Origin of the sequence: Streptococcus sp. 23.2 (assembly GCF_016648665.1) — a bacterium.
Taxonomy (GTDB): Bacteria; Bacillota; Bacilli; order Lactobacillales; family Streptococcaceae; genus Streptococcus; species Streptococcus salivarius_E.
On sequence record NZ_JACLQJ010000004.1, the window covers coordinates 7,007 to 24,161 of the forward strand.

Sequence of the window (17,155 nt, forward strand, 5' to 3'; positions counted from 1 at the left end):
ATCATCTTTAATATTAGTAGCTGGCGTCTTTTCTCCTGCACCTTCAAAAACAACCGTTTGCTTGGTTGATTTCGTTACGTCAGAAGTAAGTGGTACATAAACAATTGGTGTATCTTTTGAGATACGATCTGGATCACTTTCATCATTGGGTTCAATTGTTTTGTCAACAATATTATAGCCCCATGCATGAGGTTGTAATTCTCTAATCTTATATCCTGCAGGAGCATCTGGAATAGCAGTTTCTACAGCCTCTCTTGGATTGTACGGATTGTTCTCATAAGTTACTGAATTTGAGTTAGGAATGACGTTAAAGTTCTCATCTACTTGAATAATTTTTCCCAACGGTTTGTATATAACCTTATCTGTCACCTCTGGTTCATCAAGAGTAACTGTCTTAAATCCAGCTTCCGCCTTATCTGCATAGTAGCCTGGAACCACTGGAACTGGCACACTGCCGTATGTATGCGAGCTTGTTTTCCAAGTAATAGCGTTTGTTGTTAAATCTTTCTTACCTGTGAAAACATAATCATCTTTAATATTAGTAGCTGGCGTCTTTTCTCCTGCACCTTCAAAAACAACCGTTTGCTTGGTTGATTTCGTTATATTTTCGTCTGGTGTAGCTAAAGTATTATTTTGATTGCTGGTTGGTATGGTGACCGTAGGTAAACTACTATTTATAGGAGTCCCGTTATTCGATTCAGACGTATTTAAAGATGACATATTTCTTCCTCGACGTCCACTACGTCGTATAGGTATTTCAGCTGGGATTGCTTCTGATGATAGTATCTCTGTAGAACTCTCGACTGTTTCTTCAGACGCTAAAATTCTCCCTCGACGGAGACTAGTTCTTGATATTTCAGATGTTATCGTTTCTGATTTTAATCCTTCAGATAAATCACTTGTAGCTTGACTTTGATTTACTTGAGCCACATATGATTCTTCAGAACTAGCAAAAGACGTAGAATTTCTACTAGTGTTTGTTTCAGATGACGTGTCTTGTTGCTTAGAAACTGTTTCATTCTGTACAGTTACTACTTCTTCTACTGGTAACTTTTCTATAGCAGTTGGAACTTCTGATATAGTAGTATCCGATATTGCGGATTCAGCTGCTTCTACAGATTTCACAACGTTATCATTACCTGTTATAACTTCATCAGCTTGTACAGCCTGTCCAGAAAAAAGAACAATTCCAAGCAAGACTGAGCAAACGCCAATAGAATATTTTCTCAATGAATAACGTTGACGTTGATTAAAAAAATCTTTCATAAAGTCTCCATAAAAAATTGTAATATTTGGTTTATTGCTTTAATTTTATTTTATTATGATGATGCACTTTAAATTCTAACATTCTGATAATTACACGTCAATATAAGTGTCAATAATTTTAATCTTTATTAAATGATTTGTTCTGCTTATTATAAGCCTATAGACCCGATTGAAATATTTTTAATAATCAGCTAAACAAACTAATAAACAATCTATTTTAAACTTAGCTATCATATAACAAGAATTTCACAAAAAAACTAAAACAACAATTGCTATATCAGACCACACTAAAAAACCCAAGTATTATAGACTTGGGTTCATAATCTTATGGGTCTCAGAGGTAAGTTCCTCTATTTTTTTCTGATATGGTTGTCATTCCAAGTCTGCAATTCTTGGTAGGACTTGACTTTCCCTTCTTCCTGAGTCGGTCTAAATGCCCTAACCGGTAACTCGTAGGCATCCTGGCCTTCAGGTGCCATCCAATGGAGTAAGGTATTGAACCAGGTTTCATTGTTAATCTTGCTTGGAATGGTGTAGATTCTAGCATGTTTGGTCTTAATCGCTTCATAAGCATCCTTATGCTCTTTGGCAAAGTTGGTACTATCCATATTGAGGCTTCTGTCTTTTTCAGAAATGTAATAAAGAGCAGGCAGACTCGCAATTGGTGTTTCTGTTGGATGATCTAAATCCCTACCATTAGTTGCACCTGTCCACATCTCAAGTCCAAAAGGCTCTAAAGTCTTACGCATATCAACATTGGCGTAATCCAATTCCGAGTCCAAAGTATTCGAGTTAGCTGGAATATTCATTTCCTCGATCTTTTGTGTCTTAAGATTGAGGTATTTTTTATTAGAAGCAAAATCAGCTGATGACGCACCAAAAGGCATTTGTAAGTAAGCTTGCTCATTAAGCATGAAAAGCCTTAGACTTGCCTGATTTAAATAATCTTCATCCCCAGCTTTTTTAGCCAATTTCAAGAGGTCAATTTGTTTAGGTTTTTGATTTGGTTTTTCCGTGTCATACATATAGATATTAAAGTAGTCATACTTATAAAGTGTCTCACCCTTGGCATTTTTCTTACCAGATTCACCCCCCTTGTACTCCTGAGTGACTAAGTATTGACCAGCTACCCCCACAATGTTAAACATGTTTCTATCATGACCAGGATTTGGTGTCACGAGTAAAAATTCTTTATTATCTCCGAAGGTTTTCAGGGTGATTTTGAACAAGGGATCCTCTACATTGCTGCCGGAATAGACAGTCGTACTCGACTTACTGGATGCAACTGAACCTTTGGTAGCCTTACTGCTACTATTCACAGCAAAGAAGAAAGCCGTCCCTGCGATTATAAAAAGCAATGCCACTAAGAGACCTATAAAAACAATTCTTGTGGACTTATCCCCCTTAGGTGTTGGTTTCTTTACAAACTTATTTTCCATAAATAATCTCCATTTTTAGTATTGCTTTTAGTATAGCATAGGTGGAGACTATTGATAAGGTAGATTGGCAGTCTAATAAGGTTAGATATTTTATTTTCATTTGACAAAATCTCTCGGATAGCGTACAATCAAGGCAAGTAACATTCGGAGGTAAATGGAGACATGAACAACTAAGTCTATTCACAATAAACCTGCTTTATTTGATAGATTGTTTTCATGTCTTTTTTGCGCTCTTTTTCTATAGAAAATTTATTGGTGGTATCTGAGTTTTTTTGCATCCACACCATCACTATCTCCTAGAGGGCTTTTTAGCTAGATTCAAGACGGTTCTATCTTATAAGGTAGAACTGTTTTTTGACCTTTGATATTGTTTGAAGTAAAAACTGTACTACCCATAAAACACTATCAACAAGCACTCAGACCTAGGAGGTCCTATGATACAGATTCAACATCTAACTATTACCCATACCAAAGATTTGCGTGAACTCGTTCATGACTTAAATCTAACGATAGCTACTGGTGAAAAAGTCGCCATCATTGGGGAGGAAGGCAATGGAAAATCTAGTCTCCTTGCCCTTCTTGTCAATCCTAAAGCACATTTCGACCATCTTTCTTACGAGGGAACTATTAATAAACCAGATAGCCCACAGGTCTATATTCCCCAACAGATTTCGGATGACTTACAATCCCTAACCCTTAACGACTACTTCTTTGCGGATACTTATGACCTAGACTATGCTACCCTCTATCGTCTGGCTGATGAACTTCATTTTGATAGTGAGCGTTTTGCTAGCAGTCAGCTTGTCTCCTCTCTGTCAGGTGGCGAGAAACTCAAAATTCAACTCATCCGAGAATTAGCCCGTCCCCACGACATCATTTTTCTTGATGAGCCCTCAAACGATATGGACTTGACTACTATGACTTGGCTAAAAAATTTTATCAAACATTCTGATCAAACCATAATCTATATCTCACATGACGAAGACCTACTAAGCCAGACAGCAGATACCATTATCCATCTGGAACTCCTTAAACGTCGCCGTCAGGCAAGGACTAGTGTGGAGCACCTCGACTATGATAACTATAGCCAGCAACGCACTGATGCCTTCCAGCAACAAATGCAGCAAGCGAAAACCGAGAAAAAAGCCTATGACAAAGCCATGGCCAAGCATCGCCGTATCAAACAAAATGTCCAAACTACCCTACGTAATACGCATGATAGCACGCAAGGACGATTGGTTGCCAAAAAGATGAAAGCAGTCCTCTCGCAAGAGAAACGCTACGACCGTCTTGCCCAAGATATGACACAAATGCCTGATAAAGAAGACAGTATTGAACTATTCTTCTCTCATATCACTCCTCTACCTCAGGGAAAATATCTCTTAAATCTGGATGAAAAGCAGATAAACATCGCTCCTCACCTAACCATTGACCATCTCAAACTTTCTTTGAAAGGGCAAGAAAAAATTGGTATTGTTGGAGATAACGGCTGTGGTAAATCTACTCTCTTACACTTTCTCTACCAAGAACTTAGCAAGAAGACAGACCTGACTATTGGCTACATGCCTCAACGTTATGACGCTATCTTTCAAAATGATTTGTCACCGATAGCGTTTTTAAGTAAGACAGGCGACAAGTCTGAACGAGAGGTTATAAGCTCCCATCTCGCCAACCTCAACTTTAGTCATGATGAAATGAACCATGCCATTTCTGATTTATCTGGCGGACAGAAAGGGAAACTACTCCTACTGCACTTAGTCTTAGAAAGCCCTCAGCTCCTTATCTTAGATGAACCAACCAGAAATTTTTCACCCACCTCACAGCCTCAAGTTCGACAGCTCTTCGAGAACTATCCAGGTGCCATTCTGACAGTCTCACATGATGTCAACTACCTCAGACAAGTTTGCCAAAAGATTTATCGCCTGGACTCACACGGTTTAAAAGAAGTTGAGATTTAAGATATCAAATCTATCGTTTTTACAAGAAAAGTCTCAAAAGAAACATCTTCTTCATATGCAAAAAAACTCAGGCAAAGCCTGAGTTCTTTTAATGTTAATCAATTTCAAGACCACCAGTATAGAGTCGGTAGTAAGTACCACCTTGTTCCATAAGGCTGTCATGGTCACCACGTTCAATGATACGTCCGTGGTCCATAACCATGATAACGTCAGAGTTAACGATGGTTGAAAGACGGTGGGCGATAACAAAGACCGTGCGTCCTTCCATGAGTCTGTCCATCCCCTCTTGCACCATTTTTTCGGTACGAGAGTCAATAGAGGATGTCGCTTCATCAAGGATCAGAACTGGTGCATTAGCAAGGGCAGCACGCGCAATGGCAATCAGCTGACGTTGTCCATTAGACAAGCCTGCACCATCGTCTGTAAGAACAGTGTCGTAACCATTGTCCAGATGTTGAACAAAGGAATCCACGTTAGCAATACGAGCAGCTTCAAGAATTTCTTCACGAGTCGCATCCGCACGGCCGTAGGCAATATTTTCAGCAATAGTCCCTGTGAAGAGATGGGTATCCTGAAGCACGATACCAAGTGATCGGCGAAGAGAATCTTTTTCAATCAGCTTCACATCGATACCATCATAAGTAATCACACCAGATTGGATATCGTAAAAACGGTTAATCAAATTGGTAATCGTCGTCTTACCAGCACCTGTCGCACCGACAAAGGCTACCTTTTGCCCCTTGTCTGCATAGAGGTTAACGCCATGAAGAATTTGTTTCTTACCATCGTAAGAGAAATCAACATCTTGGAAGACCACATTTCCGACCAACTCAACCAATTCGTAGTCACCATTTGGACGTGGGTGCTTCCAAGCCCAGTGGTTGGTTTTCTTGTCTGTCGCATCCATCTGACCGTCTACCAATTCGTAGTTGACCAAAGTGACCTTACCTTGGTCAACTTCCTCTGCTTCATCCAAAAGATCAAAGATACGGTCTGCACCAGCAAGTGCCATAAGGACAAAGTTAAGTTGTTGAGAAACCTGAGTAATTGGGCCGTTGAAGGAACGGTTCAATTGTAGGAAGGCCATGAGACCACCGATAGTCAAGCTACCGACACCATTTAGAGCAAATACCCCACCGACCAAGGCAGTCAAAACAAAGGAAACATTTCCTAAGTTCCCAAGAATTGGCATGAGAACATTGGCATAGCGATTGGCTAAATATGACGATTCAAAGAGTTGTTCATTAATCTTGTCAAAGTCAGCCATACTTTTTTCTTCGTGGACGAAGGCCTTGACTACCTTTTGACCTGACATCATTTCTTCGATAAAACCATTCTCAATCCCTAGGTTCTTTTGTTGTTCACCGAAGTAACGACCTGATTTAGCTGATACATTTTTGATGACCATAAACATGATGCCTACCATGATTAGAACCACGATAAAGAGAAGGGGACTAACCGTAAGCATGGTTACAGTCACCCCGATAAGGGTAATGGCCGTTTGTAACAACTGCGGAATAGATTGCTCGACAGCTTGACGGAGGGCATCGATATCGTTGGTGTAAATAGACATGATGTCACCGTGTTGGTGAGCATCAAAGTAGCGAATCGGAAGCTTTTGCATACGAGCAAAAAGCTGATTACGAAGGGAACGCAGGGAATCTTGTGAAATCGTCGCCATGAGGAGGGAGGCCACATAGTTGGCAACCACACCGATAAGACAAAAGACCCCAACTGACGTCAAGAAACGTAACAGTGGCCCAAAATCATGACTACCAGATTTGAGCATGGGTTGAACGTAAACGTCCACCAAGGACTGAATCGAAGCCGTCAAATTAACCGTTGCCAAAGAAGCAACAACAATGAGGACAAAGGCAATACTAAGTGAAAGTTTGTAGTCTTGCCACAAAAAGCGTAGAAGACGTGCTAGAGAGCCCCAATTAGCTTTTTTCTTATTCTGCATCTGCTACTCCTTTCCCTTGTGTTTGCATCTTGTAAACCTCACGATAGATAGCATTATTAGCCACCAAGTCGTCATGCGTACCAACAGCATCGATACGACCATCATTCATGACGATGATACGGTCGGCATCTTGGATAGATGAAATACGTTGACCGATGATGATTTTGGTCGTGTCCTTAAGACTTGAAGCGAAGCCTTGACGAATCAAACTATCTGTCTTGGTATCGACTGCCGATGTCGAATCATCCAAAATCAAGATTTTCGGATTCATGAGAAGGGCACGTGCGATACAAAGACGTTGACGTTGTCCCCCTGAGACATTGGCTCCACCACGTTCAATCTTAGTATCATAGCCATCCTTAAACTCTTGGATAAATTCATCAGCTTGGGCAATCTTACAAGCTTCAATGATTTCCTCATCTGTTGCCTGTTTATTTCCCCAACGCATATTTTCTTTAATGGTTCCTGAGAAAAGGACATTGGTTTGAAGGACCATGGCAACTTGCTTACGTAAGCTATCCAAATCATAGTCCTTAACATCATGCCCAGCAACCCTAACCTGACCTTCTTCCACATCATAAAGGCGAGGAATCAGCTGAACCAAGCTTGATTTACCCGAACCCGTTCCACCAAGGATACCAATAACTTCACCAGACTTAATATCCAAAGTGATATCTTTGAGGACATGGGTCTTGTCACCATTTTCATCCGTGTATGAGAAATCCACATGATCAAAGCTGATAGAACCATCTGCAACTTCTGTTAAACCATTTTCAGGTGAAACAATGGTGGCTTCAGTGCTAAGAACTTCATCAATACGTTCAACAGATGCTGTAGAGATAGACAACATGACAAAGATCATCATGAACATCATGAGTGACATGAGGATGGTCATGGTGTAACTGAACATCGAAGTCAATTCCCCTGTAGTTAAGCTACCACCAACGATGAGATGGGCACCAAACCAGGAAATCATAAGGAAGGACGCATACATAGACAACATCATAGCTGGGTTAGACATGATAACTACACGAATGGCACGCATGAACATCTTGTAAATACGACGTGAGGCCTTCTTAAATTTGTCAGTCTCTTCCTGCTCTTTAACATAGGATTTCACCACACGCATGTTGGTGATATTTTCCTTGATACTGTTGTTAAGGTTGTCATAAGCCTCAAATACTTGAGTAAAAAGAGGATATACGATTTTGGTAATAATGGCCAAAACCACACCAAGGAAGATCGTTACACCAACAAAAATCCAAGCCATTTCAGCATTAATCAAGAAACTTGCTGCAATAGCAAAAATCAGGTTAAGTGGTGCACGCACACAGACACGGATAATCATCTGATAAGAGTTCTGCACGTTGGTAACATCAGTCATCATACGTGTCACCAAACCACCAGCTGAGAACTTATCGATATTTTCAAAAGAGAAAGTTTGAACCTTTTTGAAAATGGCCTGACGTAGATTCTTGGCAAATCCAGCAGAGGCAAAAGCTGCATAGCGAGCCGACTGCATGCCGCAGAATAGTGATAGAAAGGCGCAGACCAGCATGAGGCCACCGTAGAGCCAAATGTTAGACATGTTGGATTGCTGGACACCTTTGTCCAAAAGATTAGCCATGACAAAGGGAATGGAAATCTCAAACATGACTTCTAGTGTCATAAAGACGGACGCTAGGATTGAGGGTTTCTTGTATTCCTTTATCTGGGGGATAAGGGTTTGAAACATAATTACCTCCGTTTTTTATTCTTTTTCTTTTTTTGATATTTTTCTTAAGTGGCTTCGGACGCTAGTAGCTTCCTTCGGAATCTCATAGCTAAGTTTTGAGCCAAAGTCTCAAAACTTCCGAGTTATAGAAGTCTCTGGACTTCTATAACTATTGCCACGGTGAAAAATATCGCCTACCCTGAGCAGAGCGTGTTTCAGGCATTGATAGATATAATCTAGTCCTGTAATCCATCACGACGAAAGCATCACTTTTGGGCAGAGCGAGCTGTCGAATCGTGAGCAACTTCGAACAAGTGCAAATAGGTCCAGGATAACCCCTACCTCGGCGAAAAATATCGCCTACCCTGAGCAGAGCGTGTTTCAGGCATTGATAGATATAAGCTAGTCCTGTAATCCATCACGGCGAAAGCATCGCTTTTAGGCAGAGCATACTGTCTGAAAGCTACTCTTAACGCTCATCCTTTATCTATAAAAGAACGGTTATACCCTTTTGAGAGCATACAAAAGCCCCTGAGGGCAGACCCTAGGGATTCTTTCATTCTTATATATACGTCATTAGTATAGGCTAATTTGATTTAAATTGCAAGAGAAATAACATTTTACATAAAAATCGGTGGGTATTTTACAATTTTTGCATATAATAGAGCTAAAAAGCAACTGGTTTTAAGAATTCTTATCTAAAACATTCGGAAATTCCCCTTAACCGTAGCGGAAAGTTGTTTTCTTCTCCTATTTATAATAGACTAACACTAACATTAGATGAAAAGGTGACTCTATGACTATAAATCAACTGCTTCAAAAGCTGGAGCCTACCAGCCCTATCCTTCAAGCTAACTTTGGAATTGAACGCGAAAGTCTTCGTGTCGATAGACAGGGAAAATTAGCACATACGCCTCACCCTTCTTGCCTAGGAGCTCGAAGTTTCCACCCTTATATTCAAACAGATTTTTGTGAGTTTCAAATGGAGCTCATCACACCAGTTGCTAAATCTACCACTGAGGCCCGTCGTTTTCTTGGAGCCATTACCGATGTAGCTGGACGTTCCATCAGTAAAGATGAACTTCTCTGGCCCTTGTCCATGCCACCTCGTATCAAGGCCCAAGAAATCCAAGTTGCCCAACTGGAAAATGAATTCGAACGCCATTATCGTAACTACTTGGCTGAAAAATACGGAACTAAACTACAAGCTATCTCAGGTATCCACTATAATATGGAACTTGGGAAAGATTTGGTTGAGGCCCTATTCAAAGAAAGCAACCAGACTGATATGATTGCTTTCAAGAACGCCCTCTATCTCAAGCTGGCTCAGAACTATTTGCGCTACCGTTGGGTGATTACCTATCTCTTTGGTGCTGCACCTATTGCTGAGCAAGGTTTCTTCGACCAAGAAGTGCCAGAACCCGTTCGTTCCTTCCGTAACAGTGACCATGGTTATGTCAATAAGGAAGAAATCCAAGTATCTTTTGCAAGCCTAGAAGATTATGTCTCTGCCATCGAAAACTATATCGAACAAGGAGATTTGATTGCGGAGAAGGAATTTTACTCAGCTGTTCGTTTCCGTGGACAAAAAGTTAATCGCTCCTTCCTTGACAAAGGAATCACCTATCTGGAATTCCGTAACTTCGACCTCAACCCCTTTGAGCGTATCGGTATTAGCCAAACTACTATGGATACCGTACACCTACTCCTACTAGCCTTCCTCTGGATGGATGCCCCTGAAAATGTTGATCAGGCTCTGGCTCAAGGTCACGCGCTGAATGAAAAGATTGCCCTCTCTCATCCTTTAGAACCTCTACCATCTGAAGCTGAAACTCAAAACATTACGACGGCTCTGGACCAACTGGTGCAACATTTTGGCCTAGGTGACTATCATCAAGGTTTGGTCAAACAAGTTAAAGATGCCTTTGCTGATCCTAACCATACACTAGCAGCCCAACTCTTGCCTCATATCAAAGACAAGTCTCTTGCTGACTTTGCCCTTGACAAGGCTCTTACCTATCATGATTACGACTGGACTGCCCACTATGCTCTTAAAGGTTATGAGGAGATGGAACTTTCTACTCAGATGCTACTCTTTGACGCCATTCAAAAAGGGATTCATTTTGAAATCCTAGATGAGCAGGATCAATTCCTTAAACTCTGGCATAAAGATCATGTGGAATACGTCAAAAATGGTAACATGACTTCAAAAGACAACTATGTAGTCCCTCTTGCCATGGCTAATAAAACCGTGACCAAAAAAATCCTGACTGATGCTGGTTTCCCTGTTCCCGCTGGCGACGAATTTACCAGTCTGGAACAAGGTCTAGCCTATTATCCTCTTATCAAGGACAAGCAAATTGTGGTTAAACCAAAATCAACCAACTTTGGTCTGGGCATTTCCATTTTCCAAGAGCCTGCCAGCCTTGATAACTATAAGAAAGCCCTCGAGATTGCCTTTGCAGAAGATACAGCTGTTCTTGTTGAAGAATTTATCTCAGGAACCGAATACCGTTTCTTTATCTTGGATGGACGTTGTGAGGCTGTACTCCTTCGTGTCGCTGCCAATGTTGTCGGTGATGGCAAACACACCATTCGTGAATTGGTCGCTCAGAAAAATGCCAATCCATTGCGAGGACGTGATCACCGCTCACCACTTGAAATCATTGCGCTTGGAGACATTGAACAACTGATGTTAACGCAACAGGGTTATACACCTGATGATATTCTCCCAGAAGGGAAAAAGGTCAATCTACGTCGTAACTCAAACATTTCTACGGGTGGTGACTCTATTGATGTCACTGAGACCATGGATTCCTCTTACCAAGAACTAGCTGCAGCTATGGCGACTAGCATGGGCGCTTGGGCTTGTGGGGTTGACCTCATTATTCCAGATGAAACCCAACCTGCTAGCAAGGAAAACCCTCATTGCACCTGCATCGAGCTCAACTTTAACCCTTCTATGTATATGCACACCTACTGTGCTGAAGGACCTGGACAGGCTATCACTTCAAAAATCTTAGACAAGCTTTTTCCAGAAGTTGCCACAAATCAAAACTAAAACTTAAATCTTAAGCGCAAACAAATCACCTTTATCTCGAGATAAAGGTGATTTTGCTTTATTAACCAAACTCTCCTGCTTCTTCCTCAGGATGAGTTTCCATGTACTGGATGTGTTGTATATAGGCATCTTGAGCCTGATTGAAGGCTTCCTGATCACTGTAAGGATAATCTATGTAAAAGAGGTCCCGCCAGCCATTCAAGGTTTGGCTATTGTAGAAACCTTGAATCTTTGTGGGAAGAAACTCTTTGTTGTAGCTGATCCGCAGCTTGAGTAGGGTCTTATCCTGAAACTGAGTGATGATACTGTTGGAGGTTTCTTGGCCTTCCAGACTAGTCCAAACTTTATTCAGAACAATGTCCTGACTATAGTGATTAGCCTTGATGCGATTTTTGTCCACTGGGAGCTTCTGGGTAGCCTCTAAAAGGTAGGACACCTCCCCCTGAAAATAAGCCTCAATGGTCAAATCTCCAAGACTGGAGCCATATAACAGACCATCTTTAATAGCAATATTTGACCCAAAGAGTCTCTGACCAGCCACATCAAAGGACATCCCCTCATCCTGCCCGTAGAGCTTGATGGCATAGGCATCCCTTACACGATAGAAATTTTTAGCGACAAGAACACTATCAAGGGTTTCAGTCTTTTTTGTCTCCACCTTGGGGGTTGTAGGTTTCTTGGTAAAAGCTGTCAAACCCATTAAGCACAAGATGAGAGCGAATATAATCAAGGTAAGCATTGTAGACCTGGAGGCGGTCTTCAGCTTTAACTTGTTTCCATGTTTCAAGGTCTTTCAAGCCTCCTTTTTTAACAATATCAGCATAGCGCCCACCATTTAAGACATTCTTGGCATTTTTCCACTTTCTAACCATCTTACGTCTAATCGCATTATCCGCAGGGTGACGAACATCGAGATAGGTATGGCTATTATTGAGATAGGCTGGTAAGTCAGCATTTAATCCCTTAGATAGGCCGTAGTTAGCAGAGTCCGTATCAGCAATGTCAGCACCATCTTCAATCTTGTAATGCTTAGGATTAGAGTCGATACTACCGTCTTTCCTTTTCTTGTAGACATTCCACTCAGAAACAAATTTCCCTGTATCCATATTGACAATAAATTCAATAAAGCGGGAATTGCTGACACCATAAGGTCCCATGACACTGGTCTGAGGTAGCTGAATTTTCATGTTCTCTGGATAGGTAAAGTCTCCCAAGCTTCGATTATGATAGGAAGCACCTGTAGTATAATCCAACTTGATCTTCTTGTCCTTGCTGTAAGCCAGAAGCTTGTCAAAATCCGTCTTGCCCTTGTAGTTGGTCCTAATATAGTCCATGGACTGCTTATCAATCCAAGACCTAAAAAGGTGGAGCTTGATACCTAACTCATCTACTCCAAGCCCTAGATCCGTCTGATAGGTCTCCATAATAGCCTCGCGGAAGTAACTGTAAAAAGGACTGGTTGGCTCTAGATTCTTGGAAAATTTATAACCTGACTTCCCTAACTGGAGGAACTGGTACTTATCCACATAAACCTGCATGTGCTCCATAACCAAATTGAGCTTGTCGTGATTAGGCAGTTGAGAAGCTTGGAAAAAGGACGTATAGGTATCGGAGCCCACTTCCTTGCTTTCTTGGTCAATTTCTTGCAGAACCTTTTCCAACTGGTTCAAAGAAGTCTTCTTCATCTTACTTCTCACCTGAGCCACATAGGCCGGTTTAATGCCTTGATCCCAGTGATCACGAGATATAATAGCATCTGCCTTTTGCGAAATTAAGGTCAACCGTTTCTGATAAGACTCGTCCTCCAAGGCTAGCTTCAAAGCCTTTGATGGCGTCGCTTGAACCACAGATAAATCACCGTAGATATCAGACTTTAGGACAAGATTTACCTGCATATCATAGGAATGATTGATATGGAGAACGAGGTGAATCTTTCCATCTTCCTTCCTAACAGACAAAGAATCGAGTTGATAGGATTGTATAATCCCAGCCTGACTAAGGGCCAGTCTATCTAGATTTTCCAAAGAATCCTTATAGATATAGGAAATCTCAGGGTCTTTGACCTTCTTTACCAGAGAGTGATTTTGCTGTCTGTTGAAAACCACAAGACCAAGTATAAGGATTACAGTCAGAGCACTTGCCAGATACTGTAAAATTACTTTCTTCATAGTACTTCCATTATAGCATAGGACGACAAAATATTCTGAAAACGATTGGCAAACGCTGAAAACAAATGAAAAACAGGTCGACTAAGACCTGTTTGGTTTGATTATTTATAAATCACTCAAGCGACGATGTTTAATACTGAAGTCAAAATAAGCATTTTCCTGAAGTTTGCGGAATATCTCTCTGTAGGCTTCTTCGTCAAAGTGATCGCCACGATAGAGAATCTCAAAGCTTAACCCCTCATATTCCAAGAAAGCATTGGAAGTCTTGAACCCATTACGCTTATAGAAATCCCAACGTGCCTCACGTTGCTCTGTATTGTCATTGGGTTCATCCAAGCGCTCTACTTCCAAGACCATAGACCGAGATGGTCCATAAAAGTCCACCAGTTTATCAATAATCTCACTTCCGTAGCCATGACTCCTCATTTGAGGAACGATGGCAAAGAAACTCACATAAAAAACTTTGGCATTGTAGAGAACTGAGGCAAATCCAACAAAATCATCCTCGTCATAAAAGGCAAAGAAATGATAATCATCACGACCATCCAATTGTAAAAACTCACTTAATGGAATACGTTCTTCTTCTGGGAAGGCCTCGTTATTTAAGCGCTCTACCCTATCTAATTCTGGAAACTCCTTAGTAATTAATTGGCTGCGTAAAGCCATGTATTTTCCCCCTTTTTGATGCTTATACCTATAAGTTATTATAACACCTTGATAAGCTAGTGCAAGTTTCAAGGGCTAAGATAGATCTGCAGATAAACTTCTCCTGCCAATTATAAATCCTTTTGGGCTGTCTATGACACCCCTCTTCTAAAAAAATAAAAAGACAACGACCATTTCTAGCCTTTGTCTTTTTGTGATTCATAAGCTATCGCTTATTTTTTCAATTCCCAAATTTCTTTAGCATACTCTGTGATCGTATCATCTGAAGTGAATTTGTGAGATTTAGCAATATTAGCTAAGCTCATACGTGCCCACTTGTCATGATCACGATAAAGTGCATCGATTTTCTCTTGAGCTTCTACATAAGCAGCGAAGTCTTCCAAGAGGAAGTACTCATCGTTGTGGGTGATGAGGGCTTCGTAAATTTCAGTACCTTCAGCTTGAGCATTTGGAATCGTACCGTTAACAAAGGTATCAACGACACGGCGAATGACTGGGTTATTTTCATAAACTGCACGAGAGTAGTAATCGTGACGTGCATAGTGTTCATAAACTTCGTCCTTGTCCATACCGAAGATGACAACATTCTCATCACCAACTTCATCCTTGATTTCAATGTTGGCACCGTCAAGTGTCGCCAAAGTGATAGCACCAGTCATCATGAATTTCATGTTTGATGTACCAGATGCTTCTTTAGAAGCCAATGAGATTTGCTCAGATACATCTGCTGCTGGAATGATAAGTTCCGCAAGACTGACACGGTAGTTTTCAAGGAAGACCACTTTAAGTTTCCCTTGGAGACTTTCGTCGTTGTTAACAAGGTTGGCAACTTCGTTGATAAGTTTGATTACTGATTTAGCGAAGTGATAACCAGGGGCAGCTTTGGCACCAAAGATGAATACACGAGGTACCATGTCTTTATCTGGATTATCTTTAAGATCCCAATAAAGTTTGATGATGTGAAGAAGATTAAGCAATTGACGTTTGTACGCGTGAAGACGTTTCACTTGAACATCAAAGATAGCATCTGTAGACACTTCTACGCCTGTTGTTTTCTTGATATAGTCTGCCAAACGTTGTTTAGCAGTCTTCTTAACTTGATAGAACTGGTTCAAGACTTCCTTGTCATCCAAGTAAGTTGTAAGATTTTCAAGCTCATGGATGTCGTTACGCCAACCGTCACCAATCACGTCATCAATTGCTGCTGAAAGTTCCGGAGCTGCAATTTGTGTCCAACGACGTTGAACGATACCATTTGTCTTGTTATTGAATTTTTCAGGATAAATAGTATAGAAATCGTGAAGGGTATCTTCTTTAAGGAGTTCTGTATGGAGTTTGGCAACCCCGTTGACTGAGTGACCACCAATGATAGCCAAGTTAGCCATGTGGACTTGGTTATCCTTAACGATACGTGTGCGTTCGATAACATCCGCAGCAATACCACGTCCAGCCATTTCAGCAATGTAACGGTTGTCGACTTCCAAGATGATTTGGTAAACACGTGGAAGAACACGTTTGAAGAGCTGTTGATCCCATTTTTCAAGGGCTTCTTGAAGAATAGTGTGGTTAGTGTAGCTCATAGTCTTAACAGTCGCATTCCAAGCATCTTCCCATGAAAGACCGTATTCATCAAGGAGAAGACGCATGAATTCAGCTGGTGCAACCGCAGGGTGAGTATCATTGATGTGAACAGATACCTTTTCGTGGATATCTTTCAATGGCAAGCCCATCTTGAGGTAAGATTTGATAATGGTTTGGAGACCTGCACTTGTCATGAAGTATTCCTGAACCAAACGCAATTCTTTACCTTCAATCGTTGTATCATCTGGATAAAGAATGGCTGTAATATCTTTCACACGACGGCGAGCTTCAAGAGTAGGGTAATCCAATTCGTATTCTTCAGGAATTTCTACATCCCAAAGACGAAGGTTGTTAATCACACCATTTTGATAACCGATTTGTGGCACATCGTAAGGTACAGCACGAAGAACTTGAGCATTCTTATAAGTTGGAACAAAACGACCATCTTCGTCACTTTCAAGGACAACATCACCAAAGAGTTTTACATAGACAATATCATGGTCTTTACGCGTTTCCCAAACATTTCCTGTTGAACCAAACCAACCATCTGGTAGTTCTACTTGGTAACCATCAACAATACGTTGTTTGAAAAGTCCGTAACGGTAACGAAGACCATTACCAAAACCTGGATAACCAGTAGTTGCAAGCGAATCCATGAAGGCAGCAGCCAAACGACCAAGACCACCGTTACCAAGTGCCATATCATGCTCAGCTTCTACCACTTCGCGGAAGTCGATGTCAAGTTCTGCGAAACCTTCTTTAACAAGGTCAAGAATACCAAGGTTGAGGAGGTTAGTTTCCAACATACGACCTGGGAGGAATTCGATTGAGAAGTAGAAAGCAATCTTTTCTTTATTGTCTGAAAGCGCATGGTTACGTCCAATCCATGTGTCAGTGTAATACTTACGAATCAAACCAGCCAAGGCTGTGAAAATTTCAGTTGGTGTAGCCTTAGCCACTTTAATCAACTGTTCTTGGTGGAGCGTGTCTTTAAAGTCACGGATGAATTGTTCTTTTGTTAAATTTTCGACTTGCATAGAAATCCTTTCTTATACTTCTATACCTTTGATACACATCTTATAGAGTGAATATTAGGATAAGGGGGAATTGGAAATTTCTTTAAAACGTCCAAACCTTGCCAATCAAGATTCGAAACAGATATTTCAAAATCTTTATTTACAAAACTGTCAAAATAGTCAGGTTTATTAAACACGATTAGAGTTAGTCTTCTATTCAGATTTTTAGATATCTTCTCTTTCATTGCTTTATCAACAAGATTGAGAGATGCTATCCTGACTTTTGTCAAGATTATATAGAAGCGTTTTCAAACGCTTTACAC

Annotated in this window: 10 protein-coding genes; 2 read left to right on the top strand and 8 right to left on the bottom strand. The window is 40.9% G+C overall.

Annotated elements, in window-relative coordinates; genetic code table 11:
• Positions 1–1,266, bottom strand: a 1,266-nt coding sequence (locus tag H7T98_RS03280) for a YSIRK-type signal peptide-containing protein (protein WP_201035945.1), incomplete at its 3' end; no start/stop codon positions are given.
• Between the two features lie 350 nt (positions 1,267–1,616).
• On the bottom strand, positions 1,617–2,705 hold the full coding sequence (locus H7T98_RS03285; protein WP_037602955.1) for a hypothetical protein: 1,089 nt from the start codon (positions 2,703–2,705) through the stop codon (positions 1,617–1,619).
• 434 nt (positions 2,706–3,139) lie between these two features.
• Between H7T98_RS03285 and H7T98_RS03290 the strand changes: the two genes are divergently transcribed.
• On the top strand, positions 3,140–4,663 hold the full coding sequence (locus H7T98_RS03290; RefSeq protein WP_037602958.1) for an ATP-binding cassette domain-containing protein: 1,524 nt from the start codon (positions 3,140–3,142) through the stop codon (positions 4,661–4,663).
• 94 nt (positions 4,664–4,757) lie between these two features.
• Here the strand turns inward: H7T98_RS03290 and H7T98_RS03295 are convergent, their stop codons facing one another.
• Both H7T98_RS03295 and H7T98_RS03300 read right to left on the bottom strand, forming a co-directional pair.
• Positions 4,758–6,626, bottom strand: coding sequence for an ABC transporter ATP-binding protein (locus tag H7T98_RS03295; protein WP_049545411.1), 1,869 nt, complete (start codon positions 6,624–6,626; stop codon positions 4,758–4,760).
• On the bottom strand, positions 6,616–8,361 hold the full coding sequence (locus tag H7T98_RS03300) for an ABC transporter ATP-binding protein (RefSeq protein ID WP_037602964.1): 1,746 nt from the start codon (positions 8,359–8,361) through the stop codon (positions 6,616–6,618). Before H7T98_RS03300 ends, H7T98_RS03295 begins: the two co-directional genes overlap by 11 nt.
• A 775-nt stretch (positions 8,362–9,136) precedes the next feature.
• Here H7T98_RS03300 and gshAB point away from each other — a divergent pair.
• The gene (gene gshAB, locus H7T98_RS03305) at positions 9,137–11,401 is read left to right on the top strand and encodes a bifunctional glutamate--cysteine ligase GshA/glutathione synthetase GshB (protein ID WP_175061908.1); all 2,265 of its coding nucleotides are present in this window, start codon (positions 9,137–9,139) and stop codon (positions 11,399–11,401) included.
• A gap of 61 nt (positions 11,402–11,462) precedes the next feature.
• On the opposite strand, the gene H7T98_RS03310 is transcribed toward gshAB, so the two are convergent.
• From H7T98_RS03310 to H7T98_RS03325, 4 genes are all read right to left on the bottom strand, one after another.
• Positions 11,463–12,059 (bottom strand): hypothetical protein, encoded by a 597-nt coding sequence (locus H7T98_RS03310; protein ID WP_096832974.1) that lies wholly within the window; start codon positions 12,057–12,059, stop codon positions 11,463–11,465.
• Positions 12,040–13,569 (bottom strand): DUF1310 family protein, encoded by a 1,530-nt coding sequence (locus H7T98_RS03315; protein WP_049545338.1) that lies wholly within the window; start codon positions 13,567–13,569, stop codon positions 12,040–12,042. Before H7T98_RS03315 ends, H7T98_RS03310 begins: the two co-directional genes overlap by 20 nt.
• 105 nt (positions 13,570–13,674) lie before the next feature.
• Complete coding sequence (locus H7T98_RS03320; RefSeq protein WP_049545337.1) at positions 13,675–14,235, bottom strand: GNAT family N-acetyltransferase; 561 nt, start codon at positions 14,233–14,235, stop codon at positions 13,675–13,677.
• A 212-nt stretch (positions 14,236–14,447) separates the two neighbouring features.
• On the bottom strand, positions 14,448–16,853 hold the full coding sequence (locus H7T98_RS03325) for a glycogen/starch/alpha-glucan phosphorylase (RefSeq protein WP_049545336.1): 2,406 nt from the start codon (positions 16,851–16,853) through the stop codon (positions 14,448–14,450).
• Positions 16,854–17,155: the final 302 nt, after the last annotated feature.

Excerpts from the sequence above, each read along its gene's own strand:
- H7T98_RS03285 (WP_037602955.1), bottom strand. The coding sequence starts at position 2,705 with ATGGAAAATAAGTTTGTAAAGAAACCAACACCTAAGGGGGATAAGTCC.
- H7T98_RS03290 (WP_037602958.1), top strand. The coding sequence starts at position 3,140 with ATGATACAGATTCAACATCTAACTATTACCCATACCAAAGATTTGCGT.
- H7T98_RS03295 (WP_049545411.1), bottom strand. The coding sequence starts at position 6,626 with ATGCAGAATAAGAAAAAAGCTAATTGGGGCTCTCTAGCACGTCTTCTA.
- H7T98_RS03300 (WP_037602964.1), bottom strand. The coding sequence starts at position 8,361 with ATGTTTCAAACCCTTATCCCCCAGATAAAGGAATACAAGAAACCCTCA.
- gshAB (WP_175061908.1), top strand. The coding sequence starts at position 9,137 with ATGACTATAAATCAACTGCTTCAAAAGCTGGAGCCTACCAGCCCTATC.
- H7T98_RS03315 (WP_049545338.1), bottom strand. The coding sequence starts at position 13,569 with ATGAAGAAAGTAATTTTACAGTATCTGGCAAGTGCTCTGACTGTAATC.
- H7T98_RS03320 (WP_049545337.1), bottom strand. The coding sequence starts at position 14,235 with ATGGCTTTACGCAGCCAATTAATTACTAAGGAGTTTCCAGAATTAGAT.
- H7T98_RS03325 (WP_049545336.1), bottom strand. The coding sequence starts at position 16,853 with ATGCAAGTCGAAAATTTAACAAAAGAACAATTCATCCGTGACTTTAAA.